Genomic DNA, 23899 nt, shown 5'->3' with positions numbered 1-23899 from the left:
AGGGCCTGGTCGCTGCGTTCCTCGCGACCGCGCTGTCGTCCGCCGCGGCGCCGCAAGCCGATGTCCTCGTCAGGGGCGGGACGATCTACACCGGTGCCGACACCCCGCCGATCGTCGGCGACGTGGAGATCGTCGGAGACCGCATCGCCTATGTCGGCGCACCCCGCGGCACCGCCGCCCGGCGTACGATCGATGCGCGCGGCCAGATCGTCGCGCCCGGATTCATCGACGCGCATACCCACCCCGACACCTATATCCGCTCGCCGATCGCCACGGAGCGGCTCGCGCTGCCGTGGCTCGCGCAGGGCGTGTCGACGATCGTGACCGGTGTCGACGGTGGCGGCACCCCCGAGGTCGCGGCGGATGCACGCACGCTCGAGGCGAGCCGGATCGGCGTCAACGTCGTGCCCTTCATCGGCTTCGGCGCGATCCGGGCCCGCGTGCTCGGTCAGGCGGATCGCGCGCCGACACCTGCCGAGCTCGCGCGCGAGGCGGCGCTGGTCGCGAGGGGCATGTGCGAAGGCGCATACGGGCTGTCGACCGGGCTATTCTACGCACCGCAAAGCTTCGCCAAGACCGCGGAGGTCGTCGCCGTCGCGCGCGAGGCGGGCAAGCGCGGCGGCATCTACGACACCCACCAGCGGGACGAAGCGAACTATACGATCGGCCTGCTCGCCAGCACCCGCGAGGCGATCGAGATCGGGCGCACGGCGAAGATGCCGGTACATTTCGCGCATCTGAAGGCGCTCGGCGTCGATCTGCAGGGGCAGGCGCCGCAACTGATCGCGACGATCGAGGCCGCGCGCCGGGCGGGGCAGGACGTCACCGCCGATCAATATCCGTGGCTCGCCTCGGGCACCTCGGTCGATGCCTCGCTGGTGCCCGGCTGGGCGCTCGACGGCGGCTATGCCCGGATGATCGCGCGGTTCGACGATGCCGCCACCCTGCCGCGGATCAAGGCGGCGATGAGCGAAAACCTCCGCCGTCGCGGCGGCGCGGCGTCGATGCTGCTCACCTCCGCCAAACAACCCTGGACGGGCAAGACCCTCGCGCAGATGGCCGCACTGTGGCGGCTGAGCCCAATCGACGCCGCGATCCGCATCCTACGCGTACCCGACCGCGACGGCACCGCGCCCGCGGGCGTCGGCGTCGCGAGCTTCAACATGGTCGATCGCGACGTCGACCTGATCATGAAGCAACCCTGGGTCGTGACCAGTTCGGACGGGTCGGACGGTCACCCGCGGCAATATGCGACCTTCCCGCGCAAATACCGGGAGTATGTTCGCGATCGGAAGGTGGTGTCGCTCGCCGACTTCGTCCGCCGTTCGACCGGGCTGACCGCGGACATGTACCGGCTCGATCGTCGCGGCTATCTGCGCGCGGGCTATCACGCCGACGTCGTCGTGTTCGACCCCGGTCGCTACGCGCCCGGTTCGGATTACGTTCACCCCAATGTGCCTGCGCGCGGGGTCACGGCGCTGTTCGTCAATGGCAAGCTGGCGCTGTCGAAGGGCGCGGCGACCGGCATCGCCGCCGGGCGCGTGCTGCTGCGAGCCCGGCCGGCGAACTGCGGGGCACCCGCCAAGCCATAGCTCGCGGTTATGGCTTCGCCGTCGCGCATGGCTGGTCAGCATCGTGCCAGCCGCTCTATTTCGCGAGCCTACGCTCCCGGTCATGAAGGTACGCGATGATCCCCGGTCCCTTCCTCCTCTATCTCGGTCACTCGGATGACGAGGTGGGGATCAAGACGTCGCGCGGGCTGGCCATTTTCCGGCCGGACGATTGCGTGGGCGAATGGCGCCACGACGATTGTCCGTTGACGCTCGGCCTGCCGCGGATGGGGGTCGCCGAGGCGCGCGCAGCGGGCGCCAAGACGCTGGTGCTCGGCATCGCCAATGCCGGCGGTACGCTCGGCGAGGCGCTGGTGCGCGACGCGCTCGACGCGGTCGCGGCGGGCATGAACGTCGCCTCGGGGCTGCATCACCGACTGCGCGACGAGCCGCGACTGGTGCGCGCCGCCGAGCAGGCGGGTGTCGCGCTGTTCGACGTCCGCGATCCGCCCGCGCACCTCCCGGTCGGTAACGGCAGGCCACGCGCGGGCAACCGCCTGCTGACCGTCGGCACCGATTGTTCGGTCGGCAAGATGTATGCGACGCTGGCGCTGCACGACGCGCTGAACCGGCGCGGCGTCGCTGCCGATTTCCGCGCGACTGGGCAGACCGGCATCCTGATCGCGGGGGCGGGCGTGCCGCTCGACGCGGTGGTCGCCGACTTCATCTCCGGCGCGATCGAGCAGTTGACGCCTGCGCGCAGCGATACCGGCTGGGACCTGATCGAGGGGCAGGGGTCGTTGTTCCACCCGTCCTTCGCCGGTGTATCGACCGGCCTGCTGCACGGCGCGCAGCCCAAGGCGCTCGTGCTGTGCCACGATCCGTCGCGCCCGCACATGCGCGGCCTGCCGCATTTCCAGCTTCCCGATCTCGCGGATTGCCTTGCCGCCAACCTGTCGGTCGCGCGGCTGACCAGCCCGGACGTGCAGGCAGTCGGGATCGCGCTCAATACCGTCAAGCTCGACGAGGCTAGCGCCCGCCGACTATGCGCCGATACCGGAGCCGCGCTCGGCCTGCCCTGCACCGACCCGTTCCGCTTCGGCGCGGACCCCATCGTCGATCGGATGCTGCAATGCTTCGCACCCTCATCGCAACCCATCAGCGCTTCGGCCTGAGAGCCCCGTTCCGGATCGCGCGCGGGGTGAAGACCGCCGCGGACGTGATCACCGTGACGATCCGCCAGGGTGCACAGGAGGGTCGGGGTGAGGGCGTTCCCTATGCGCGCTATGGCGAGACGATCGAGGGCGCGCTCGCGGATATCGCCGCGATGGCGCCGCTGATCGAACGAGGCGGATCGCGCATGGATCTGTCGGCGGCGATGGCCGCGGGCGCGGCGCGCAACGCGATCGACAACGCGCTGTGGGATCTCGAATCGCGGATCGCCGGGACCAGCGTCGCAACGCTCGCCGACCGCCCGGCGCCAGGCCCGGTGGCGTCGGCGATAACGATCGCGATCGACACGTTGGAGGCGATGGAGACCGCAGCGGCGCGAGCGGCGGCGGTGCCGCTGTTGAAGGTGAAGGTCGACCGCGACAACGCCGCCGCCCAGATCGCGGCGGTCCGTGCCGCCGCGCCCGCGCCGCGGCTGATCGTGGATCCCAACGAAAGCTGGACGATGGCGGAGGTCGTAGCGCTCCAGGACCTGCTGGTGGCGCACCGCGTCGACCTGCTCGAGCAACCGCTGCCCGCGGGTGCCGACGGCGACCTTGCCGGCTTCGCATCGCGGGTGCCGATCTGCGCGGACGAATCGCTGCACACCGCCGCGGATCTCGACGCGCTGGTCGGCCGCTACGCCTATGTGAACATCAAGCTCGACAAGACCGGCGGCTTGACCGAGGCGCTGGCGCTGGTCGATGCTGCACGCACGAAGGGGTTCGGGTTGATGGTCGGGTGCATGGTCTGTTCGTCGCTCGGCATCGCGCCCGCGCTGCTGATCGCGGGCGGCGCGGCGTTCGTCGACCTCGACGGTCCCTTGTGGCTGGCGGACGATCGCGCGGGGGGCGTCGTCGATGACGGCGGCATGCTCTCACCGCCCGCACCCGGCTTCTGGGGCACGCCGGCTTGACGATCCTGCGCCGCTGGTTCGCGATCCCCTTGTGGAAGCGGGTTGTCGGCGGACTGGTCCTCGGTATCGCGCTCGGGCTTCTGTGGCCGGAGGGTGCGACTGCGATCAAGCTGGTCGGCGACCTGTTCGTCCGGCTGATCAAGATGCTGGTCGTGCCCGTCGTCCTGATCACGATCGCGGCCGGCATCGCCTCGCTGGGCGATCCGCGCCAGCTGGGGTCGATCGGTGGGAAGACCGTCGGCCTGTTCGCGCTGACCACGCTGATCTCGGTCGCGATCGGGATGGCGGCGGGGCTGCTGATCCGGCCGGGCGAGGGCATCGCGCTCGCCGGGGTTGCGCCGCATCCGCTCGGCCCCGCGATCTCGCCCGCCGATCAGTTGCTGGGCATCGTGCCCGCCAACATCGTCGAGGCATTGGCGCGCGGCGACATGCTTGCGATCATCTTCACCGCGATCCTGCTCGGTATCGGCAGCGTCGTCGCGGGAGAGGCAGGCCGTCCCGTGGTGGCGCTGCTGCAGGGGCTCGCCTCCGTGCTGCTCCAGATCGTCCGCATCGTCATGGAGGCGACGCCGTTCGGCGTGCTCGCGCTGATCGCCAATGCGGTCGCGACCGGCGGGGTCGCGGTGTTCGTCAACGTCGGCTGGCTGGCGTTGTGCGTGGTCGCCGCATCGCTGGTGCAGATGCTGGTGGTGCATGCCGGCCTGATCGCATTGGTCGCGCGGCTGCCAGTCGCGCGCTTCTTCCGCGGGATCGCCGACGCGCTCGTGGTGGCCTTCTCGACCGCCTCGTCCTCCGCGACACTGCCGGTGGCGCTGAGGGTCGCGCAGGACGATCTCGGCATCGCGCGCCCGGTCGCCTCGACCGTGCTGCCCCTCGGCGCCAGCATCGGCAAGGACGGCACCGCGATGTATGTCGGGCTGCTCGGCCAGTTCGCGCTACAGGCATTGGGGATCGTGCCCGATGCGTGGATGCTGGGCGTGATGTTGCTCACCGGCGCACTCGCGGCGTTCGGGACCGCGCCGGTGCCGTCAGCCTCGCTGTTCATGCTCGCGGCGATGCTGTCCGCGGTCGGGGTCGGCGCCGAACAGACCGCGATCGTCGTCGGGCTCGTGCTGCCGTTCGACCGGCTGCTCGACATGACTCGAACGGTGCCGTCGGCCTCCGCCAACCTCACCGTCGCGACATTGGTCGCGCGTAGCGAAGGCGCGCTCGACGAGTCCGTATTCCGCGGGCGGACGACATGAACCTGCGGCATATCGAGATCTTCCACGCGGTCTACGTCAACGGATCGGTCAGTGCCGCCGCCCGGGCGCTCAACATCTCGCAACCATCGGTGTCGAAGACGTTGCGCCATGCCGAGACGTTGCTGGGGCTAGAACTGTTCCAGCGGGTGCAGGGGCGGCTGGTGCCGACCGAAGATGCGCACGCGATGTTCGGCGGCGTCGCCGACATCCAGGAGCGCGTGCGCGCATTGCGGGAGGCGGGGCGCAACCTGCGCGCGGGCGCGGGCGCGACGCTGCGCATCTCCGCCCTGCCGAGCCTGGCGCTCGGCGCGCTTCCGACCGCGGTGTCGCAGTTCCTGAAGAAGCGGCCCGACGTCCGCTTCGACCTCCAGACCGTCCATCACGACGATCTGCTGCGCAAGCTATACGAGCGCGAGACCGACATCGCGATCGCGTACGAGGCCCCGCGCGGTGCGCCGCTCGGCCAGAGCTGGCACGGCGAGGGCGAACTGGTGATGCTCTACCGCGAGGAGGACATGCCCGACGCGCCGCCGCGGGTGGAGTTGTCGCAACTCGCCGGCCGCCCCTTCATCACCCCGGCCGCGAGCGGGCCCATCGGGCACCTCTTCACCAACGAACTCGAACGGCTCGGCCTCGACCTCAACGAGGTCGCATCGGCGCGCACCTTCTACATCGCCGCGGCACTGGTCCGCGCCGGCGTCGGGATGACGGTGGTCGACAATTTCACCGCCGCAGCCTGGATGACGCCGGGCATGGCGGTGCGCCCGCTGAAGCCGTCGCTGACCTTCGACATCAATGCCATCCACCTGCTCGACCGTCCGCCCAGCGCACTCGCGATCGAGTTCCTGGCCGAGCTGAACACCGTCATCGAAAGCGAATGATGCGCCTCCTGCTTCCCGTGCTGCTCGTCGCCGCACCCGCCGTCGCAGCCGACCGCGCAGTGGATCGGGCAGTGGATCGGGCACTCGCCACCGCACCGGTCGGCACGCGGATCGGCCTCGTCGTCGTCGACGAAAATGGGCGCGAGATCGTGTCGGTTCGCGGCGACGAACGCTTCGTGCCGGCGTCGAACACCAAGATCTTCACCACGGCGGCGGCCTTCGCCACCCTCGACGTCGCTGCATCGGACGGCGGGGGTGGCGCCACGGTGCGGTTGGAGGGGCGCGACGTCGTGCTAAGCGGACGGGGCGACGCGCGCCTGTCGAGCGCGGCTGGTTGCACAATCGATTGCCTCGCCGATCTCGCGCGTGCGGTCGCGGCCAAGACCCGCGTGGTCGGAGACGTGATCGGCGACGACACCTTCTTCCCCGATGAACGCTGGCCGTTGGGCATGAGCTGGAACAACCAAGTCGGCCGGTATGGGACCGCGATCTCGGCGCTCACGATCGACGACAATGTCGCGACGCTGACGGTCGCCCCGCGCGGCGTCGGCGAGACGCCGACGATCACGGGGGACGGCTATTACCGGGTCGAGAACGCGGGCTCGACCGTCGCCGGTGGCACCAAGACCGCGCTGACCGCGACGCGCGTGCCGGGTAGCGATCTGCTGCGCATCGCGGGCACCATAGCGGCCGGAGCCGCCACGGAGGTGGTCACCGTCGGCATCGACGATCCCGCCCACCGCGCGGCATGGCTCTTCGCCGCGATGCTCCGCGCCAACGGCGTCCGTGTCACCGGTACGATCGCCGTTCGTCACCGCGCGCCGACGCCCGCCGACGATCCCGCGACCCGTGGCGCGACGCCGGTCGCTCGCCCGCCGTTGGCGCCGGTACTCGCCACGCTGGCGCCGCCGCCGCTCGCCGAGGATTTGCGCCTCACCAACAAGGTCAGCCAGAACCTCCACGCCGAGTTGTTCCTGCGTCGGGTCGGCACTGTCGGCGGCAGCGGGTCGGTCGCGGACGGACGCGCGGCGGTGATCGCGATGCTCGATCGGGCGGGCATCGAACGCTGGGCCTATGATTTCGCCGATGGGTCGGGGATGTCGAACTATAATCGCGTGACGCCGCGGGCGACGGTCCGCTTGCTCCGCTGGACGCAGGCGCAGCCCTGGGGCGCGGCATGGCGCGCGACGTTGCCTGTGGGCGGCATCGACGGCACGCTCGCACGCCGCTTCAGGGGCACGCCGCTCGACGGCAAGCTGTTCGCCAAGACCGGCTCGCTGAACGCCGCCAATGCGCTGTCGGGCTTCCTGGTGACGGCGAAGGGCCGGACCTTCACCTTCTCCGCGCTCGCCAACGACATGCCCGACGATGCGTCGGCGACGGACGCGGTGGACAAGGCGCTGCTCGCGATCGCCGCCGCCAACTAATCCCCGTCGAAGGCGGCGACCACGGCGTCACCCGTCGCCGGCCGCAGCGCGAAGATGCCGCTGTCGCGGTGCCGCGTCGGGTGCACGCGGTTGGTGAGCAAGGTCCAGGCGACGCCGCGGTCGAAATCGATCCACAGGCCCGTCCCGGTGAACCCGGTATGCCCGATCGTCGCGGGCGAACACGCCTGCCCGCCCGACCAGCCCTCGTGGCGACTCTCCCACCCGGCGGTCCGGTGCCCCTCGATCGGCGTCCGCATCGCCGCGATCGCCGCGGCCGATGCGCCGCTGCCGTCGAGCAGCCCGTGGGCGAATCCGAGCACCCCCGCGACGGTGCCGAACAATCCCGCATGACCGGTCCGGCCGCCCATCGCGGCGCAGTTCTCGTCATGGACCTCGCCCTTCAGCATGCGCCCGCGCCACGTGCAGCGCTCGGTGGCGACCGCGGGGCCGGGTGGCGGACCCCAGCTCAAGCCAGGCCCGAGCGGCAGCGTGTCGAGCGCGCCGCCGATCAGCCGCTCGACCGCGATCCCGAGCAGGATGAAGTTGATATCCGAATAGACCGGTGGCCCATGCCGCCACGCCCGCTGCAGCGCGAAGGCGCGCAGCCGTGCCGGATCGTCGCCATAGGTGTAGATCGGCTCGACTGCGGGCAGGAAGGTGCGATGCGCCAGGCAGTCGCGGAACGTCAGCCGCCGTTCTGGTGCGTTGGCAACGTCGTACTGCCGCAGATCGGGAATCGCGTCGGTCAACGGGCGATCCAAACCGACGCGCCCCTGATCGGCGAGCGCGAGCACGAAGCTGGTGGTCGCGATCACCTTGCTGACCGAGGCAAGGTCGAACCAGTGGTCGACCGTTAGCGCCTCTTCCTCGGGCTCTCGTTGCGCCAGCCCTGCCACGCGAACTGCTCGCTCCCCGCCTGCGGTCACGATGCCGAGTACCGCGCCGGGTAGCGAGCAGTTCGCCACCGCCCGTCGCGCTGGCGCGAATGCCTCGTCGATCATGTCCTCGGGCGACCTCATGTAACTACCGTGTCGAAGATTGTGGGACACGGAAAGCATGGAGGCAGGTGCATGTCGCAATGATTAGGGCTGCGCGTCGACGCTGCAAATGCTTCCTCGCGGTGGTCACGAACCTCCTGGCGCCCCCCGCGTTGGTGCATCGATCCTAACGAACGCTGTCGGTTGGATGCAGTGCAATGGGCGCCCAAACTCCCGAACCGTCGCCGGATGAACCCAGTGCACGTTGGTACGTTTATCGTACGCCAGGCCTATCGATGGTGAACGACGCTCGTGCGCCGGGATGGACTTGGCAAACGTGTAATTACGAGTGGAGAGCATGTATGAGCGATGGCAACAGAGGCGGCTACAGCAATAACGGCATCGGCCAGGGCCTTCCCGAGCGCACGTCGGGCGCAGTCGACGGACATGACGATCCGAACCGCGGCCCGCTCGATCGCGCCGCGAACGCGATCACCGGCGGCAGCGGCGGCGTCGACGCGGCCCTAGGACACGACGATCCGAACCGCGGACCGCTGGACCGTGCGGCGAATACCCTGGACGGACGCGACGATCCCCACCGTGGTCCTTTGGACCGTGCGGCAAATACCCTGGACGGACGCGACGATCCCAACCGTGGTCCTTTGGACCGTGCGGCGAATACCCTGGTCGGACACGACGATCCCAACCGTGGTCCTTTGGACCGTGCGGCAAATACCCTGGACGGACGCGACGATCCCAACCGTGGTCCTTTGGACCGTGCGGCGAATGCCCTGCACGGACACGACGATCCGAACCGCGGACCGCTGGACCGTGCGGCGAATGCCGTCACTGGCGGTACTGGCGGTGCAGCGACGGCTGCCGGCGTCGGCGGCGCATCGTACAGCAGCGGCGGCACCGTCTCGGCCATGTTCGACACGGAAGCCGAAGCGCAGCGTGCGGTCGCCGACTTGCGTAGCGCGGGTGTCGACGATTCCGCGCTGTCGGTGATCGCCAAGAACAACGGCACAACGACGGCACGCGATGTCGACGGCGAGGTCACCGACGAGCATCACGAGAGCATCGTCCGCGGCATCCTTGGTGGTGGTGCGCTCGGCGCCGGGCTCGGCGTGCTCGCACTCGCCATCCCGGGTGTCGGACCGCTCGTCGCGGCCGGTGCGATCGCAGCCTCCGCGGTGCCGGGCGCGATGGCGATCGGCGCGGCAGCCGGCGCGGCGGCCGGGACGCTCAACGAGACGTTGAAGGGCCACGGCGTCAGCGAAGAGGATGCGTCCTATTACGGCGACCATCTGACCCGCGGCGGCGTGCTGATCACCGTCAACGGCACCGGCAACGGTGCAGACGTTCGCGGCATCCTGCATCGCAACGGCGGTCACAGCATCGGCAATCCGCGCCAGACCGCACTGTAGGATGGCAGAGGGGGGGGCCGGGGCATAGCCTCGGCCCCTTGCTCGTGCACAGGCGTTCAGAGACGCGATGTCAGCAACCCTCGAGACCGCGGAAGACGCCGTTCACCGCGAGATGGAAGCGATCTTCGGTGCGCCCCAAAATGGTCTGCGCGCTCGATCGGCCGCCGATGCGCACTTTACGCCCCCAGGTATACCGAGAACGCCGTCGATCCGGATCGGAAGACGGCAGAGGCGTTTCCGCGCCATTCCCTTCGCGATCATCTTGCTGTCCGTCGTCAGTCTGTTGGCGCTCATTTGGTATCGACCGATCCAGCCGGGTGTCGTCGACGAGCGCAGGGTCAGCGCGAGTGACGGCTCTTCGTCGGGTTTACCGACCAGTGTTCCGATAGGTAGCGACCGGCCGACCTCCTCGCAGGATGATGGAGTAAGCTCCGGGCGCACCACCGAGTTTGCGGGCGATCGGTCGGGTGAAATCACCGTCCGCGCCTTCTATGCCGCCCTCAGTCGAGGGGATGGCGCGGAAGCATCGGCTCAGGTGGTGCCTGAGAAACGAGGCTCACCTCCATTCTCGGCCGACGCCATGTCCCGCTTCTATGGTGGCTTGCCGCAGCCGATCCGACTGACACGGATCGAGCCGGTGGACAGCCGTTCGTTCCGCGTGAGCTACCGCTATGCCGCCGGAAAGACGCCTTGCAACGGTGAGGCCGTCGTCGCGATCGCGCGGCGCGAGGGGCAGAGCTTCATTCAGTCGATCCGTGCCTTGAGCGGGTGCTGACGGACCCAAGCAGAACGGCCTGACCGTGGGACACCCCGACGCTCACTCCTTGGCGGTAAGTAGGTTGCCGCCATCGAGCTGATCGTCCGGGACCGCGTCATGCGGCACGTAATTCGTGACCCATTGCGGCTTCCCGTCAGGCGATAGCTCGATGTCGGGAAAGCCGATTGGATCGTTGCCGGTCTCGATCCACCCCGCGCCATAGCAACGACCACAGGCCGCGCGCTTGCTTCGGAAACTGACCAGATCGATCTCGACGTTCCATTCGCCGAAGCCGCGGCACGTCGGGCAGCGGGCGTCCAACATGCCGTTTCGTGACTTCAGGGCGATGTTGTCGAACGCATGCGCGCTGTCGGGGCCGTCGCAGATGACGATGTTGCTAGCGTGAGGCATAGGCCGGGAACGCACGACGAGTGACGGAGGTCCTGTCCATGAGAGCCGCACGAAGCTGTCGGTCGGTTACCGCAGCCCGTTGGTCTTCGAACAGGACCACCCGTCTTTCGTGATCAGGCTGCTACGGTCCGCATCTTACCGCGACGCCGTAGCGCGAAGCCCGAAAGCCCGAAGCCGACCAGCATCAATGCCCAGCTGGAGGGCTCCGGCACCGCCTGCACCGCCGTCAGGCCGAAGCGCTGGTTCATCTCCCGATAGCCCGCCGCCTGGATCGGGGCGGTGGGGTGGATGCCGTCGAAGGAGAAGATGCCGACACAGCCGGAGGTCTGGGCGCCCGCCGCGATGCAGGTCGTATCGGTTCGCTGCTGCGGGAGGCCGAAGGGCGCCGGGTTCGTCAGCACGCGACGATTGAAGTCGCTGAGGCTGTAGAAGAGCAGATCGGTATCGGCGTCGAGCGTGAGCCCCGCGAGGGCGGTGTTGAGATACCCATTGGCCTCAGTAGTCAACGGATCGCCTGCCAGCGGGAAATCCGTGAAGAGGATGTTGCGGGCGCCAAGATCGTTCAGGGTCTGCACGCCGGAAACGTATAGCTCGGCTGCCGCCTGCAGGTAGCTGCTGATGGTGGGGTATGTGCCGATCGCGCCCTCCGCACCGAAGAACCCTTTGGCCCCGAACACGTCGTTGCCGCCGAAGTTGAGGATGTAGATGCCGTTGGGATCGATGCCGCGGCCGGATTGCTGGAACGCGCCGAGCTGGGCCTGGAGATCGGGAATGACGTCCCCCGTGTCGACGACGCGGGCGCCGCCATAGGCGAAATTACCGCCGCCCTGGAGCGAGGGGGTCGTCGGCACCCCGAACAGGTCGATCGAGAGCAGGTCGGGATAGTCGAACCCGTTGGTGAAGCGATTCTGGAAGTAACCCAAATTCGGGTCGGGCCTCGTCCCGCCATTCGACAAATAGAGATTGCCTGCATCCACGAGGCTGTCGCCGAACACGGTGATCGAGGTGAACTGCGCGGTATCGCGTTCCGCCCATGCCGGCGTAGCGGCCACCGTGCCGAGAACGCCGAGCGCGAAAACCCACTTCTTGATCATGAACTTAACTCCCCTTTTACCACGGCCATCCGGGCTTCGACCGCAACTCCTGATCCGCGAAGTAGGTCCCGAGCATATCGCTGTCGGCAGCTTTGAGCTTCCGACTGCGATTATCGCGAGGTGAGGATGTTCAACGGCAGGGAGTGACCGGCGGGGGTGGAGCCGGTGAGTTGCGGGTCGAGGTCACCGCGCGTGATCGCGGCTTCGAAGGCTTCGAGCAGGGCCGGGACCTCATCGACCTGCCAAAAGCTGACGGATTGGCCGCCGATCACCAATGGCTGTCCATCCGGACGCGTCGGCGTGAACGCCACACGCCCTTCGTCGCTGGTCGCGAGCCAATGGCCGCCAGCTTGTTCGGATTGCTTCATGTCGAAGGCGGTGCGAGCCTGGCGAAGCTTGTCGATCATTGCCGACCTTGCCGAGACCGGGTCGGTTTCGCCGGTGGTGATCACGCTCTCGACGACGTCTTTCAGTGACATGGGCTGACTTCGCCTCCTGATCCGTGCTGGCAGTGGAAGGTCTAACCATGAAAAGCGTTGCGCAGTTCCGTCACGGCCGCGATGCGCCGAGCTCAGCGTGATCGATCTGCCGGCGGCAGAAGCGCGCGCGCCGCGTCGCGAGCGCTCACCCAGCGCTCATGTTCGCCGATCGCGTCGGCCAGCGCGCGGTGTGCCGGCTTACCGACCATCGCAGCGTCGACGCGTGAAACGATCGTGCGAACCTCGAGACTCAGTTGAGCATCGGACAGGGCGGCCCCGAGGATCTCGGTCGCGGTCTCCCGCAGCGCCTGGTCCGTGTCGCGCAGCTTCAAGCTGTGGCGCGGAAAGCCAGAGGTGCGCAGCAGATAGCTCATCCACTTGCCGTCCCACGATGGCGCGCTGGCGAACAGGTCATGACTGCCGAGCGCTTCCACCATCCGGTTCGCCACCGCGTCGTGCGGCTCGCCTTCCTCCAGCAGGAGATCGCGTCTGATGCCATGGATCGCTTCCGCTGCTTCGCTCCAGTCGTCCCAGCCCGGTGCCGGCGCGATCAGGTGGCTCTCGGATCGGCCATCCTCGAACACCCAGGCGACCTCGATCGGGTAGCTGTGCTTCGACAGCGATGATGCTTCGAAATCGAGGAAAACCTTCATTCCTCCTGTTGCCGCAGTTCGGGCCGGTAGCCAATGACGCACGTCAAACCGACGAGAGAGACGCAAGCGGACCAGTTTTCGTTTCGCGCGCGTTGGCACGTGGAATCGCGATGCCGAGGAATGGGATGGCTCTAGGATCTGCCCGAAAATCATGGACGCACGGCATGATCCCGAAGTGGAGCATGGACGGCGTCGAGCTTGGCGACAAACCAGGCTGGCTCGCCGATCTCGTCGTCGCCGCGATCGCGGTCGCCGTAGCCGTCGTCGCGCGTGTGGCCATCGAGCAGGTCGTCGGCGGAGTCACGCCGTTCGCATTGACTTTTCCCGTCGTCGTCGCGGCAACGCTGCTTTCCGGGCTGCGGGCCGGTAGCATCGCTGCGATCGGCTGCCAGTTGCTGACGACCTTCTTCGTGTTTCCGAACTGGACCGTCGAACATGGCGGGACCGTCACCGACATCGCCAATCTGATATTGTCCACCGGATCATTGGCGGTGATCATCTGGGTCGTCGCGTCGTATCGCACCGTGTCCAGGAAACTTCGCAATCAGTGCGGGCGGGAGGTTCGGACGCTGTCGTTGATGATCGGGGAGATGGACCACAGGACCAAGAACAACTTCCAGATCGCCGCGCACCTTCTCTCGGATCAGGCGCGTGCGTCGGACAACACCCAGGTCGCCCGTGAACTGAGCAAGGCCGCCGGACGACTAGGATCGATCGCATCGGTCTATCGCAACCTGATGCTGGTGAAGGATCGCAGCGGACGTATCGACCTCGGCGCCTATCTCGGTGACATTGTCGCGCTGCTGAAGGACGGCATCGTGCCCGAGGAGGTCGGCATCGACGTGTCGTCGGACACGATCGAGGTCACCGCGCATTCCGGCATGATCATCGGCCTGCTCGTCAACGAGTGGATCGTCAACGCGATCAAATATGCGTTTCCGGACGGACGTGGTTCCATCCAGGTCGCTGCAAGACGCAGCGGGCGAGCATTGATCGTCACCGTCGCGGACGATGGCACTTGCGGCGCCTCTGGTTCGCTGAGCGACGGATCTCGATTGGTCGCGGGTCTCGCCTCCACGATCAATGCGACCGTGAGCATCCGACGCGAGCGGGGCACGACATGTGTCCTGCACGTCGAAGAGGCGTAGCGGCCCGCCGACGGGTGCCCGTCACCTCTCCGCGGACTTGGTCCCGATGCCGTCCTCGATTGCTGCAGCCTCTTCGGGGATGAGGTCGGCGAAGTCCTCCGCCTCGTAGAGCGGGCGGATCTCGATCTCGCTCGGGCCGAACATCGGATTGGGACAGCGTTTCACCCACTCCACCGCTTCGTCCATGTCTTTGACTTCCCAGAGCCAGTAGCCCGCCACGAGTTCGCGTGTGGCGGCGAAGGGACCGTCGATCACCGTGCGGCCGGGGCCGTCGAACGCGATGCGCTTGCCGTGCGACGAGGGTTTCAGCCCATCGCCGCTGACCAGGATGCCGGCATTCACCAGTTCCTCGTTGAACTTGCCCATGTCCGCGAACATCTGGCTGAGCTGGGGTGAGGGCTTCATGCCCTCCTCGCTGTCCTCGGTCGCCTTCACGAACACCATCACGCGCATCGTCGCTCTCCTTCGGGCATCCACGGTCGTCGGACGGTTATAACGACGAACGCAGGCCGGCCGGAAGTGCCATCTCGCAGCACAATCCATACGGTTTCTGGAGATCGGCCACGCCGTCACGCCCAGCGTAGCAGATGATGACGTGGCTTAGCTCTTGCTTCCCATCGGGGTATCCATAACGCTGCGACGTGGAAGGTCGGACGATCGCACGGCCATGAAGGGCGACCATGATCGGCAGGCGCATCGGTGGTGCATTGGTTGTGGCGGTTCTCGCCTCCACCGCGTTTGCGGCGGGCCCGTGGTCGGTAGAGCAAGACCATGCCGACATGATGCGCCAACTCGGCATCACGCAACTGCGCCCCGGTGCGAATGGCGATCCGAGCGCGCCGGATGCGGCCAATTACGACGAAGCGAAGGCGAACCCCTATCCGGCATGGCCGGATCTGCTGAAGATGGCGGACGGTCGGCCAGTGACCACCGCCGCGATGTGGCGGGAGCAGCGGCGGCCCGAGCTGATCGGCCTGTTCGAACGCGAGGTCTATGGCCGCATCCCAGCGAGCGTGGCGGGCATGACGTGGCGGGTCGCGTCGGTGGACCGCGAGTATTTCGGCGGGCGCCCGGTGCTGGCCCAGCAACTCGTTGGCCATGTCGACAATCGTGCGGCGCCCGGGATCGTGGTCGAGGTCCGTGCGACCCTGGTACTGCCGGCGGACGCGAAAGCGACCGTGCCGTTGCTGGTGATGTTCGCGCCGGCGCGGTATCCCTCACCCACTCAGCCCAACGCGGCAGAAGCGGCGCGGCTCGACACGGCGTTGAAGGCGGTCTTGATCTCGCGGGATCCGACCTTCGCATCGATCTTCGCCGCGCATCCTGGGTTCGAACTCGTCAAGCCGGGCAGCGTCTTCCCGCCTCCGCCCGAGGATGAGCGGGTGACCAAGCTGATCGCCGCGGGCTGGGGCGTCGCCCTGCTCGATACGGCCAGCATCCAGCCCGACAGCGGTGCGGGGCTGCGCGAGGGTATCATCGGCCTGGTCAACAAGGGTGCACCGCGAACGCCCGCGCAATGGGGCGCGCTTCGCGCCTGGGGCTGGGGCGCAAGCCGCCTGCTGGATTACCTCGGCACCCGCCCGGAAGTCGACGCAGCGCATGTCGGCATCGAAGGCGTATCGCGCTGGGGCAAGGCGGCATTGGTGACGGCGGCGTTCGACGAACGATTTGCGATGGTACTGATCGGGTCGTCGGGGGAGGGCGGGGTCAAGCCGCATCGGCGCAACTTCGGCGAGAAGGTCGAGAATCTGACCGGCACTGGCGGCTATCATTGGATGGCAGGCAACTTCCTGAAATACGGAACCGAGCGGGGGCGGCTTGGCCACAAGACCGCTAACGATCTGCCGGTGGATGCGCACGAGTTGCTGGCGCTGGTGGCACCGCGGCTCGCCTTCGTCAGCTACGGCGTGCCGGACCAGGGCGACGCCAACTGGCTCGATCAGCAGGGCAGCTACATGGCCACGATCGCAGCCGGGCGCGCCTGGACCCTGCTGGGCGGGCATGATCTCGGCCGCGGCAACGATTACGCCACGGCAGTGATGCCGTCGCAGGGTACCGACCTGCTCGCAGGCGACCTCGCCTGGCGCCAGCATGACGGCGGTCATACCGATGCGCCCAACATCAGCCACTTCATTGCCTGGGCTGATCGCAAGATCGGCCGCAGATCAGGCAGATAAGGCGCTGGCGCTAAATACCCGACGGCCTTGCAGCTATTCCACCGCCTTCTCCGATCCCTACGGCTTCCGCGCGCGGTACAGTCGTGTCACTAACAGCCAAGTTGGCAGGGCGACCGGTGTCATGGAGAATGAAGTGAAATCGCGATCATCGCTGGTAATCGCAGTCGGCGCGATCTTGGTCGCAAGCCCGGCTTTGGCTCAGACTTCACGCCCGGCCACCAAGCCCGCCGCCGCGACCAACGCGTGGGGAGAGCAGGCTCACGTCAACGCGCCACTCGGCAAGATCCGCCGGTTTCCCGGCGACGGCAAGGGTGCGTACGCAACCGGCCGCTATCGCAACCTGTTCGTCGAACAGCTCGGCAAAACCGAAGCGGAGACCCACGCCAAGATCGAGCAGGCGTTCGACCGCTTCTTCCACGGCGACGGTCAGGAGGAGCGGGTCTATTTCGAGACCGGCGCGAACGCCAATGGGACACTCGCCTACGTCACCGACTGGGCCAACAACGACGCCCGATCCGAGGGCAAGAGCTACGGCATGATGCTCGCCGTGCAACTCGGCAGGAAGTGCGAGTTCGATGCGCTGTGGAACTGGTCGAAGACCCACATGCAGGTCACCGACCCGGCGAACCCTTCCTTCGGCTATTTCGCCTGGTCGATGAGCACCGACGGCACGCCGCGATCGATCGGCGCGGCACCCGACGGAGAAGAGTTCTACGCGATGGCGCTCTACTTCGCCGCAAACCGCTGGGGCAACGGCGCCGGGATCTACGACTACAAGGCGGAGGCAGACAACATCCTCACCGCCATGCGCCACCGCGCCGCGATGACGGGCTCGCCGCCATTCCGGATTCATCCGGACGGACCGGCGCTCGTCCAGCCGAGCGCGCCATGGCCGAGCCCCAACAATCGAACGGCGGCTGCGGAGGCGGCGAAGAAGGGCGAACGCTGGCCCCCGGCCTGGTACGCGACGGCACGCCAAGCCGCGCCGGTCACCGCTGGTCCGATGGTGGAGGAAAGCCACAACATGGTCCGGTTCGTGCCGGAGACGAACATCAACACCACCGACGCATCCTACCATCTTCCCCATTTTTACGAGCTATGGTCGCGCTGGGGGCCGGCGGCGGATCGTGCCTTCTGGGCCAAGGCGGCGGACGTCAGTCGTGACCTGTTCGTGAAGGTCGTTGGGCCGAAGACGGCGTTGTCGCCGGAACGCAGCAACTTCGACGGCTCCCCCGTGATCGGTCGTGACGGCAAACCGGTCGAATTCGGCTATGACAGCTGGCGGACGGTGAGCAGTTGGTCGGTCGATTGGGCGTGGTTCGGCAAAGATGCGCGCCAGCGGGAGCTGAGCGATCGCAATCAGCGCTTCCTGTCGAGTCAGGGGATCAAGACGTTTGCGGATCGGTACACGCTCGACGGCCAGCCACTATCCGACCGGCATTCGGCGGGCATGGTCGCGGCAGCGGCGGTAGGAGGCTTCGCCGCGACGCCCGGGCCGGTATCCAAGGCGTTCCTGCAGGAGCTGTGGGACATGCCGGTGCCGACCGGCGAACAGCGCTATTTCGACGGCATGCTCTACCTGATGAGCATGATGCACGCTGGCGGAGAGTTCCGGATCGTGCAGCCGGCACAGCGTTGATGCAGCGCCGTAAGCTTCCATCCCGGGCTGGTTGAGACGCACCGCCGCTACCGTCGCGGCTCCGATGTATCGGTGCACCGTGCGAGAAACCAAAAGCTTCAGCCGATCGTTAACATAGATCATGAGCTGGAGACGTCGGTGAGCTACGACTGGAATCGATCGGGTTGCGTTTGCCAAGACTGACCGGGGCGCCAGCGTGTGCGATCGCCGTACCCGTCCGAAACGAAGCCGCTCATCTTCCCCTGCTGCTCCGCGCGCTGGCTCGTCAGTGCGAGGCTCCCACCTTCGGCGTAGCCCTGTTTTTCGACAGTTGCACCGATGACAGTCACGCTGTCGTCCGGGAAATCGCGCCGACATTGCGCTACCGGATCGAAATCGGGTGCAGTGCGGGTATTGCGCCGCCCAACGCCGGACGGGCGCGGGCGGCTGCCGGCGCGCTTGCCCTGTCGTTGGCGCCGGACGTGATACTAAGCACCGACGCCGACAGTGAACCGGCGGTGGACTGGGTGGCGGCGAACTGCGCCGCGCTCGAGGGAGCCGATCTAGTCGCGGGCAAGATCGTCATTGCGAGTGCCGCCGCCGGATCGCTGCACGAGCGACTGGCTGCTTATTACGACAGGCTCCATCGTTACCGCCGTCGCATCGATCCGGTGGCATGGGAGGATGACGCGACCCATCACTGGACCAGCGCGACCAGCCTTGCGGTTCGCGCGGACGCCTATCGGAGCCTCGACGGATTTCTCCCGCTTTCGCGTGGCGAGGATGCAGATTTCGCGGATCGGGCGTGGCGCGAGGGGTATCGGCTGCGGCGCGACGCGCGGGTGGTCGTGCGTACGTCGGGGCGGCGGCAGGGACGTGCGGAGGGCGGCTTCGCGACTATGCTCGCCGATCACGATGCCGGGCGTGTTGCGACGACGGTGTCGCACCCGGAGGACGAAGCATGGCGCTATGACCGGCATGCGCAAGCGCGCGCGAGCTTCGCGGTCGGTGAATTCCAACTGCTCGCCGACCTGCTGGGCTTGAGCCGGTGCGATGTCGAGCGCAGCGCGGACCAGGCGCGCAATGCCGACGCCTTTGCGGCGTGCATCGTCGGCGCACCGCCGGGCGGCATGCGTCAAATATCCTTGGCGCATGCCGAGATCGTGCTGACCGCGTTGGACGCCGACATGCTGGAAGGTGCCGCATGAGGGCGCCACTGTCCCGTGCCGAGGTGTTGCGCCCGTCGGCGGCGATCGCGAGCTTTGGCGACCCGCAATCACCCGCCGACCTGCTGGTGCTGCTGCAGCTTCTCTACGACGTCGGCCGGCGTGACCTGCCGATGGGCAGGTTGCTGGAAGGCCATGTTGACGCGCTGCAGATCGTGCACCGCTACGGCTCGCCCGCGCAGGCTGAGTGCGCCGCAGAGGCTGCACGCGGCGGGCGTCTGTTCGGCGTGTGGAATGCCGACCAGCTGGACGATCCGACGCTGCTGGTCGCCGGGTTGCTTTCGGGCGGCAAGGCGTTCGCGTCTGGGGCGGGCCTGGTCACCGACGCCCTGATCTCGGTCGACGTCGAAGGTCGTCGCCAGCTCATCCTTCTCGACCTCGATCTGGTGCGGCCGACGCTGGACCGCTCCTGGTGGCGCGTCACCGGCATGAAGCGATCGGAGACGCACATGGCGCGCTGGGCCGACCAGCCGGTCGCGAAGGGCGCGTTGATCGGCGCGCCCGGAGACTATGTGCGTGAGCCTCATTTCGGTGGCGGCGCGATCCGCTTCGCGGCGGTGCAAGCGGGCGGCATTGCAGCGCTTGCCGATCTGGTCCGCGACCATCTGGTCGGGGCAAAGCGCGGCGACGATCCGTTCCAACGCGTGCGTCTGGCCGACCTGCATCGCCATGCCCAGGCAGCGGCGGATGCGGTTCGTGGGGCGGCGCTCGGCTGGTCGAACATCGACGTGCCCGGCACCGTCGCCAGGGTCGCCGCCGCGCGCAACGCGGTCTATTCGGCGGGCGAGGCGGCGTTGTCACTCGCATCGGCGGCCGTCGGCGTCCAAGCCATGTTCGACGATCACCCGCTGTCCACCGCGATGCGCGATCTCGACGCCTATCTGCGCCAGCCTGGGCCCGACGCGCAGCGACTATTGGCCGGCAAGGCGGTGCTGGAGGGCGTGCTCGCTGCCGCGCTATGAGGAGCCTGCCGTCTTCGATCCGCCACGCCCTGATCGTCGCGCCGCATGCCGATGACGAGGCGATCGGTGCATGGGGGCTGATGGACCTGCTGCACAGGCGTGGCACGCGGCTATGGGTGATCGTGGTGTCGGACGGCGCCGCGTCGCATCCTGGCAGCACGACGTGGCCGCCGGCGCGACTGGTTGCCGAGCGGCGCCGGGAAACGCGACGAGCGATGCGGTTCCTGGGTGTTCCGCCGTCGCGCATTCGCTTCCTCGGTCTGCCCGACGGCGCTCTGGTCGCCTCGATTGTTCGGCGGCGGCTGCGTAAGGAGCTGTTGCGCATGCCGAGGCCGGACCTGCTGGTCGGCCCGGTAAACCGCGATGCTCATGCGGATCATCGGGCCGTTGCGTCGGCTCTCGACCGACATCGGGGGCTGCATCTCCGCTATCGCGTGTGGCCCGCCGGCACGTCCAGATCGTGCCCCATGCGTATTCCCCTCGATCTGCGCACCCGCGCGATGAAGCAACGCGTCGTTCGTTCCTATCGAACGCAGACGGGACGGATCACGGACTCGCCGACGGGGATGACCATCACTGCGCATCATCTCGCGGCGTTCGTACGGCCGACCGAAGATTTTCAGGTGGGGTCATGAGGCCCATCGACCTCGACGGGTTTGCGACGAAGTTCGCTGGTGATGACGATCCGTGGCGCACCTGGACCAATCCGGACGAGGCGCTGAAGCGTGCTGCGATCCTCCACGCGTTGGCGCCGGGTTCGATCGGGCGCGTTTTGGAACTGGGCGCGGGTAACGGCTCGAACAGCCGTTCGCTCGCTGCGCGGGCGTTACGCCTCGATGCGACGGAGGCGACAAGCGAAGGAACCGCGCTGGTAGCCGACGCGATCCGCCCGCATGCGGCGCGAGCCCGCGCGAGGCGGCTGGTCGTACCGGCGATGCCGCCGCGCGCCGAGTACGACGCGATCGTCATCGCCGAGCTGCTCTACTATCTCGATCCGATCCGCGAGATGCAGCCGCTTGCCCGTCAAGCGGCCCAACTCCTTCGCCCGGGCCGGACGTTGGTACTCGCCCACCATCGCATCACCTTCTACGATTTCGTCCAGCGCGCGGAGGGCATCCACCACCGATTCCTCGATGCTACGGGCGTCGATTGGCGCGTCCGCACCGTCCGGCAGACGATGCGGTGGCAGGTCCTCGCCTGCACGCGGCTATAGGCCCACGACGCCCCCGTCGTTCTTGGTGATGACGATCGTCGACGAACGCGGACGGGAGGGAGCCGTCACCGCGCCGCCCTGATTCGCCGGCCAGCTGCTGGTGATGTTGGTCGGGCCGCCATTTTCGCCCGGATGCTGGACGTTGACGAACAACGAGCGCCCGTCCGGGGTCGAGTGGATGCCGGTGATCTCACACTCCTTGGGGCCGACCAGAAAGCGACGCAGGGTCGCGCCGGGTGCCTTGCCGATTCGGGTCGTCACCGTACTGGTGGTGGTGACGTTGGCGGCGGTGGTGAGGGTGTTGTTGATTACGCGGGTGCCGCCGTCGCCGACACTGCCCGGGATGCAGGCGAGCAGCATGCAGTTGGTGACGTCGGTATAGGCGCCGTCATCGGTTTCGATCCACATCACCGGGGTGACGGTGCCCGACGCGTTACTCGGCAACCCGAACCACAGGCCGTCGGGCGAGGAGAAGTCGTTGGTCGCGTCGAGGCCCGAAAGATTGATGTTGGTCGCGTCGAGGTCGCTGCCCGCGCCGAACGCGTAGACGTCCCAGCCGAAGCTCAGCGCTTCCGACGTGTCGCCGGCTTCGCGCAGGCGAATGACATGGCCGTTGGCGTTGCCGCGCGTCGCCTGAGCCGTGGTCGGCGGATCGGCGTTCACGAGATCGCCCTGTGGCTTCTTGGGATCGGTATAGGCGCGCGGGTTCGACGCGTTCGCGCTCGTGGGCGTACGCGACGAATTGTTGGTGAGCGTGCAGTACATCTCACCCGTGGCGGGATTGACCGCGGTCCATTCGGGGCGGTCCATCCGCGTGGCGCCGAGCGCGTCGGCGGCGAGCCGCGCGTTGGTCAGCACGTCGGCCTGGCTCGCAAAGGGGTAGGCGGCGTTGGCGGCGGTCAGCGGCCCCTGGCCGAACACCAGCGCCAGCCACTCGCCCGATCCGTCCGCGTTGAACCGCGCCACGTACAGCGTGCCGGTGTCGAGATACTTGTCGCCGATCGCCAGCCGATCGGTCGCGGTGGCATCGGCGGCTGCCCAGGGGGTCGCCGAGACGAACTTGTAGATATATTCGTTCTGCGCATCGTCGCCCATGTAGAAGGCCGGACGTACGCCCGCGATCGTCCGGCCGCACTCGCAGCCTTCGTGGTTCATCCGGCCAAGTGCGGTCCGCTTGCGCGGGGTCGAGGCAGGGTTGAACGGGTCGATCTCCACCACCCAGCCGAACTGGAACGCTTCGTTGCGGAAGTCGCCGCTGCCGTCGACGGGGTTCGCGGCGACTGCGGTGATGTTCCAGCGGCTGTAGACCGTGCTGGTGGTATCCGCAGGCTTGACCGTGGCCCAGCCGTAATTGCCCGGGCGGTTTTCGGGGATGCCGTAGCGGGTCAGCGAGGCGTTGGCCTTGGTCCCTGCCGGACCGCTGGCGATGCGCACCGCCGCGTCGCCGGTGTCGCGGCGGAAATAGCCCGCCCAATTCTCTTCGTTGGTGAGATAGGTGTTCCACGGCATCGTGCCGTTCGCGCAATTGTTGATCGTGCCGCGCCCGGCCGTCCCGTCGGTGGAATAGGCGGTGCGCAAGGTCGCATCGCCGCGCACGGGGCCGCTGAAGTTCATCGGGGTGAGCGGCGTGATGCGGCGGTTGAACGACGATGCCGCGACATAGCTCCAGGCGGTGGCGCGGGTCGTCTCGATCACCGAAACGCCGTGGCATTCCATCTCCTTCAATGCCTCGGCCTCGGGACGGGCGCCGCCCACCGTCGTCGGCCCGTTGGCATGGAGATAGGCCTGGGTGATGTTCTCGTGATTGAGCACCAGCAAGCCGCGGGTGTTGCCGTTGCGGTCGGGAGCACCGCCTGCGGACAGGCCGAAATAGGACATGCCGTCGTGATGATCGCCTGCGCGCCGCGCGAAGTTCACGTCGGTGCCGTCATTGGCATAGACGGGGACGCCGGCGGCGATCGGATCGCCCAGGCGGTACAGCACGGTGACCGAATAGCCCGCGGGCACGGAGACCATGTCGGCGAGGCTCTTGGCGACCGCGGTGAAGCCGAGCGACGCCGCCCCCACGGTCACGTTGACGGTGGCGACGGTCGATCCGCTCGCGGATTTGGCGGTGAAGGCGAAGCTGAGCACCGTGCCGGTCGCGGCACCGGGTACTACGAAGGATGCGGCCGAGGTCATCGCGCCGGTAAGCTCGACGGTCGGGCCCGCGGTCTGCGTCCAGGTGACGCTGTCGACCTGACCGATGGCACTGCCCGTCAACGTGGCGACGCGTCCGGCTGCCGAACTGCCGCCGGCCGTCGCGCTCACGCTGACCGGGCTCGCGTCGCCGTCGTCGCTACCGCAGCCGGCGAGCAGCATGCCCCCGAACACCGCCGCGGTCGCCGCGGAGAGGCCGCCCATCAGCGTCTGGCGTCGCGAATAGCGCACCTCGATCATGTCGCTGAGGTGCGGGTTGAGCGTCGGATTGGTGTCGATGTCGCCGTCGCTATAGATCGTGGTCATGATGGTCCCCCGAGTGGCGGCGATG

21 protein-coding genes and 1 pseudogene are annotated in these 23899 nt (G+C 67.7%); 15 read left to right on the top strand and 7 right to left on the bottom strand.

Annotated elements, in window-relative coordinates:
- Nucleotides 1-5 precede the first annotated feature (5 nt).
- The 6 genes from ACFE77_RS01350 (at nucleotide 6) to dacB (ending at nucleotide 7227) form a co-directional block, all read left to right on the top strand.
- On the top strand, nucleotides 6-1592 hold the full coding sequence (locus tag ACFE77_RS01350; protein ID WP_375419864.1) for an amidohydrolase family protein: 1587 nt from the start codon (nucleotides 6-8) through the stop codon (nucleotides 1590-1592).
- Between the two features lie 95 nt (nucleotides 1593-1687).
- Nucleotides 1688-2725, top strand: a complete 1038-nt coding sequence (dgcN, locus tag ACFE77_RS01345) for an N-acetyltransferase DgcN (RefSeq protein WP_375419817.1) — start codon at nucleotides 1688-1690, stop codon at nucleotides 2723-2725.
- Complete coding sequence (gene dgcA, locus ACFE77_RS01340; protein WP_375419816.1) at nucleotides 2683-3675, top strand: N-acetyl-D-Glu racemase DgcA; 993 nt, start codon at nucleotides 2683-2685, stop codon at nucleotides 3673-3675. Before dgcN ends, dgcA begins: the two co-directional genes overlap by 43 nt.
- The gene (locus ACFE77_RS01335) at nucleotides 3672-4919 is read left to right on the top strand and encodes a dicarboxylate/amino acid:cation symporter (protein ID WP_375419815.1); all 1248 of its coding nucleotides are present in this window, start codon (nucleotides 3672-3674) and stop codon (nucleotides 4917-4919) included. Before dgcA ends, ACFE77_RS01335 begins: the two co-directional genes overlap by 4 nt.
- A complete protein-coding gene (locus ACFE77_RS01330) occupies nucleotides 4916-5800 on the top strand; it encodes a LysR family transcriptional regulator (protein ID WP_375419814.1) in 885 nt (294 codons plus the stop codon). Before ACFE77_RS01335 ends, ACFE77_RS01330 begins: the two co-directional genes overlap by 4 nt.
- Nucleotides 5797-7227, top strand: a complete 1431-nt coding sequence (dacB, locus tag ACFE77_RS01325; RefSeq protein WP_375419813.1) for a D-alanyl-D-alanine carboxypeptidase/D-alanyl-D-alanine-endopeptidase — start codon at nucleotides 5797-5799, stop codon at nucleotides 7225-7227. The genes ACFE77_RS01330 and dacB overlap by 4 nt, the downstream gene beginning before the upstream one ends.
- On the opposite strand, the gene ACFE77_RS01320 is transcribed toward dacB, so the two are convergent.
- The gene (locus ACFE77_RS01320; protein ID WP_375419812.1) at nucleotides 7224-8246 is read right to left on the bottom strand and encodes a serine hydrolase domain-containing protein; all 1023 of its coding nucleotides are present in this window, start codon (nucleotides 8244-8246) and stop codon (nucleotides 7224-7226) included. The genes dacB and ACFE77_RS01320 overlap by 4 nt on opposite strands.
- A gap of 320 nt (nucleotides 8247-8566) precedes the next feature.
- Between ACFE77_RS01320 and ACFE77_RS01315 the strand changes: the two genes are divergently transcribed.
- Both ACFE77_RS01315 and ACFE77_RS01310 read left to right on the top strand, forming a co-directional pair.
- Nucleotides 8567-9631, top strand: coding sequence for a hypothetical protein (locus ACFE77_RS01315; protein ID WP_375419811.1), 1065 nt, complete (start codon nucleotides 8567-8569; stop codon nucleotides 9629-9631).
- A gap of 67 nt (nucleotides 9632-9698) precedes the next feature.
- Entirely contained in the window at nucleotides 9699-10406 is a 708-nt protein-coding gene (locus tag ACFE77_RS01310; RefSeq protein ID WP_375419810.1) for a hypothetical protein, read from the top strand.
- Nucleotides 10407-10448: 42 nt separating this feature from the next.
- Here ACFE77_RS01310 and ACFE77_RS01305 read toward each other — a convergent pair whose 3' ends face one another.
- The 4 genes from ACFE77_RS01305 to ACFE77_RS01290 all read right to left on the bottom strand — a co-directional run bounded on the left by ACFE77_RS01305 (nucleotide 10449) and on the right by ACFE77_RS01290 (nucleotide 13124).
- The gene (locus ACFE77_RS01305; RefSeq protein WP_375419809.1) at nucleotides 10449-10712 is read right to left on the bottom strand and encodes a hypothetical protein; all 264 of its coding nucleotides are present in this window, start codon (nucleotides 10710-10712) and stop codon (nucleotides 10449-10451) included.
- 200 nt (nucleotides 10713-10912) lie between these two features.
- Nucleotides 10913-11893, bottom strand: a complete 981-nt coding sequence (locus ACFE77_RS01300; RefSeq protein WP_375419808.1) for an SGNH/GDSL hydrolase family protein — start codon at nucleotides 11891-11893, stop codon at nucleotides 10913-10915.
- Nucleotides 11894-12003: 110 nt separating this feature from the next.
- Nucleotides 12004-12372 carry a hypothetical protein gene (locus tag ACFE77_RS01295; RefSeq protein WP_375419807.1) on the bottom strand — a complete coding sequence of 123 codons (369 nt, stop codon included), beginning with the start codon at nucleotides 12370-12372 and terminating at the stop codon, nucleotides 12004-12006.
- 92 nt (nucleotides 12373-12464) lie between these two features.
- Complete coding sequence (locus ACFE77_RS01290; protein WP_375419806.1) at nucleotides 12465-13124, bottom strand: transcriptional regulator; 660 nt, start codon at nucleotides 13122-13124, stop codon at nucleotides 12465-12467.
- Nucleotides 13125-13189: 65 nt separating this feature from the next.
- Here ACFE77_RS01290 and ACFE77_RS01285 point away from each other — a divergent pair, with 65 nt between their 5' ends.
- Nucleotides 13190-14173, top strand: coding sequence for a sensor histidine kinase (locus ACFE77_RS01285; protein ID WP_375419805.1), 984 nt, complete (start codon nucleotides 13190-13192; stop codon nucleotides 14171-14173).
- 102 nt (nucleotides 14174-14275) lie between these two features.
- On the opposite strand, the pseudogene ACFE77_RS01280 reads toward ACFE77_RS01285, so the two are convergent.
- A pseudogene (locus ACFE77_RS01280) lies at nucleotides 14276-14626 on the bottom strand (YciI family protein); the annotation flags it as partial.
- Nucleotides 14627-14853: 227 nt separating this feature from the next.
- Between ACFE77_RS01280 and ACFE77_RS01275 the strand changes: the two are divergent.
- From ACFE77_RS01275 to ACFE77_RS01250, 6 genes are all read left to right on the top strand, one after another.
- The gene (locus ACFE77_RS01275) at nucleotides 14854-16350 is read left to right on the top strand and encodes a hypothetical protein (RefSeq protein ID WP_375419804.1); all 1497 of its coding nucleotides are present in this window, start codon (nucleotides 14854-14856) and stop codon (nucleotides 16348-16350) included.
- A 133-nt stretch (nucleotides 16351-16483) separates the two neighbouring features.
- Nucleotides 16484-17989 (top strand): glycosyl hydrolase family 8, encoded by a 1506-nt coding sequence (locus ACFE77_RS01270; RefSeq protein WP_375419803.1) that lies wholly within the window; start codon nucleotides 16484-16486, stop codon nucleotides 17987-17989.
- 164 nt (nucleotides 17990-18153) lie between these two features.
- Complete coding sequence (locus ACFE77_RS01265; protein ID WP_375419802.1) at nucleotides 18154-19176, top strand: glycosyltransferase; 1023 nt, start codon at nucleotides 18154-18156, stop codon at nucleotides 19174-19176.
- Nucleotides 19173-20156: an acyl-CoA dehydrogenase gene (locus tag ACFE77_RS01260; protein WP_375419801.1), complete on the top strand. Its 984-nt coding sequence runs from the start codon at nucleotides 19173-19175 to the stop codon at nucleotides 20154-20156. The genes ACFE77_RS01265 and ACFE77_RS01260 overlap by 4 nt, the downstream gene beginning before the upstream one ends.
- Nucleotides 20153-20791, top strand: coding sequence for a PIG-L deacetylase family protein (locus ACFE77_RS01255; protein WP_375419800.1), 639 nt, complete (start codon nucleotides 20153-20155; stop codon nucleotides 20789-20791). Before ACFE77_RS01260 ends, ACFE77_RS01255 begins: the two co-directional genes overlap by 4 nt.
- The gene (locus ACFE77_RS01250) at nucleotides 20788-21369 is read left to right on the top strand and encodes an SAM-dependent methyltransferase (RefSeq protein ID WP_375419799.1); all 582 of its coding nucleotides are present in this window, start codon (nucleotides 20788-20790) and stop codon (nucleotides 21367-21369) included. The genes ACFE77_RS01255 and ACFE77_RS01250 overlap by 4 nt, the downstream gene beginning before the upstream one ends.
- Here the strand turns inward: ACFE77_RS01250 and ACFE77_RS01245 are convergent.
- Nucleotides 21364-23874: an alkaline phosphatase PhoX gene (locus ACFE77_RS01245; RefSeq protein WP_375419798.1), complete on the bottom strand. Its 2511-nt coding sequence runs from the start codon at nucleotides 23872-23874 to the stop codon at nucleotides 21364-21366. The two genes, ACFE77_RS01250 and ACFE77_RS01245, sit on opposite strands and share 6 nt — an antisense overlap.
- Between the last annotated feature and the right edge of the window lie 25 nt (nucleotides 23875-23899).

Origin of the sequence: uncultured Sphingomonas sp. (assembly GCF_964243315.1) — a bacterium.
GTDB lineage: Bacteria > Pseudomonadota > Alphaproteobacteria > Sphingomonadales > Sphingomonadaceae > Sphingomonas.
The sequence above is the reverse complement of the archived record's forward strand: the minus strand, read 5'-3'. Positions and strand labels throughout refer to the sequence as shown.

Excerpts from the sequence above, each read along its gene's own strand:
- dgcN (WP_375419817.1), top strand. The coding sequence starts at position 1,688 with ATGATCCCCGGTCCCTTCCTCCTCTATCTCGGTCACTCGGATGACGAG.
- dgcA (WP_375419816.1), top strand. The coding sequence starts at position 2,683 with ATGCTTCGCACCCTCATCGCAACCCATCAGCGCTTCGGCCTGAGAGCC.
- ACFE77_RS01330 (WP_375419814.1), top strand. The coding sequence starts at position 4,916 with ATGAACCTGCGGCATATCGAGATCTTCCACGCGGTCTACGTCAACGGA.
- dacB (WP_375419813.1), top strand. The coding sequence starts at position 5,797 with ATGATGCGCCTCCTGCTTCCCGTGCTGCTCGTCGCCGCACCCGCCGTC.
- ACFE77_RS01320 (WP_375419812.1), bottom strand. The coding sequence starts at position 8,246 with ATGAGGTCGCCCGAGGACATGATCGACGAGGCATTCGCGCCAGCGCGA.
- ACFE77_RS01315 (WP_375419811.1), top strand. The coding sequence starts at position 8,567 with ATGAGCGATGGCAACAGAGGCGGCTACAGCAATAACGGCATCGGCCAG.
- ACFE77_RS01310 (WP_375419810.1), top strand. The coding sequence starts at position 9,699 with ATGTCAGCAACCCTCGAGACCGCGGAAGACGCCGTTCACCGCGAGATG.
- ACFE77_RS01305 (WP_375419809.1), bottom strand. The coding sequence starts at position 10,712 with ATGTTGGACGCCCGCTGCCCGACGTGCCGCGGCTTCGGCGAATGGAAC.
- ACFE77_RS01300 (WP_375419808.1), bottom strand. The coding sequence starts at position 11,893 with ATGATCAAGAAGTGGGTTTTCGCGCTCGGCGTTCTCGGCACGGTGGCC.
- ACFE77_RS01295 (WP_375419807.1), bottom strand. The coding sequence starts at position 12,372 with ATGTCACTGAAAGACGTCGTCGAGAGCGTGATCACCACCGGCGAAACC.
- ACFE77_RS01285 (WP_375419805.1), top strand. The coding sequence starts at position 13,190 with ATGATCCCGAAGTGGAGCATGGACGGCGTCGAGCTTGGCGACAAACCA.
- ACFE77_RS01275 (WP_375419804.1), top strand. The coding sequence starts at position 14,854 with ATGATCGGCAGGCGCATCGGTGGTGCATTGGTTGTGGCGGTTCTCGCC.
- ACFE77_RS01260 (WP_375419801.1), top strand. The coding sequence starts at position 19,173 with ATGAGGGCGCCACTGTCCCGTGCCGAGGTGTTGCGCCCGTCGGCGGCG.
- ACFE77_RS01255 (WP_375419800.1), top strand. The coding sequence starts at position 20,153 with ATGAGGAGCCTGCCGTCTTCGATCCGCCACGCCCTGATCGTCGCGCCG.
- ACFE77_RS01250 (WP_375419799.1), top strand. The coding sequence starts at position 20,788 with ATGAGGCCCATCGACCTCGACGGGTTTGCGACGAAGTTCGCTGGTGAT.
- ACFE77_RS01245 (WP_375419798.1), bottom strand. The coding sequence starts at position 23,874 with ATGACCACGATCTATAGCGACGGCGACATCGACACCAATCCGACGCTC.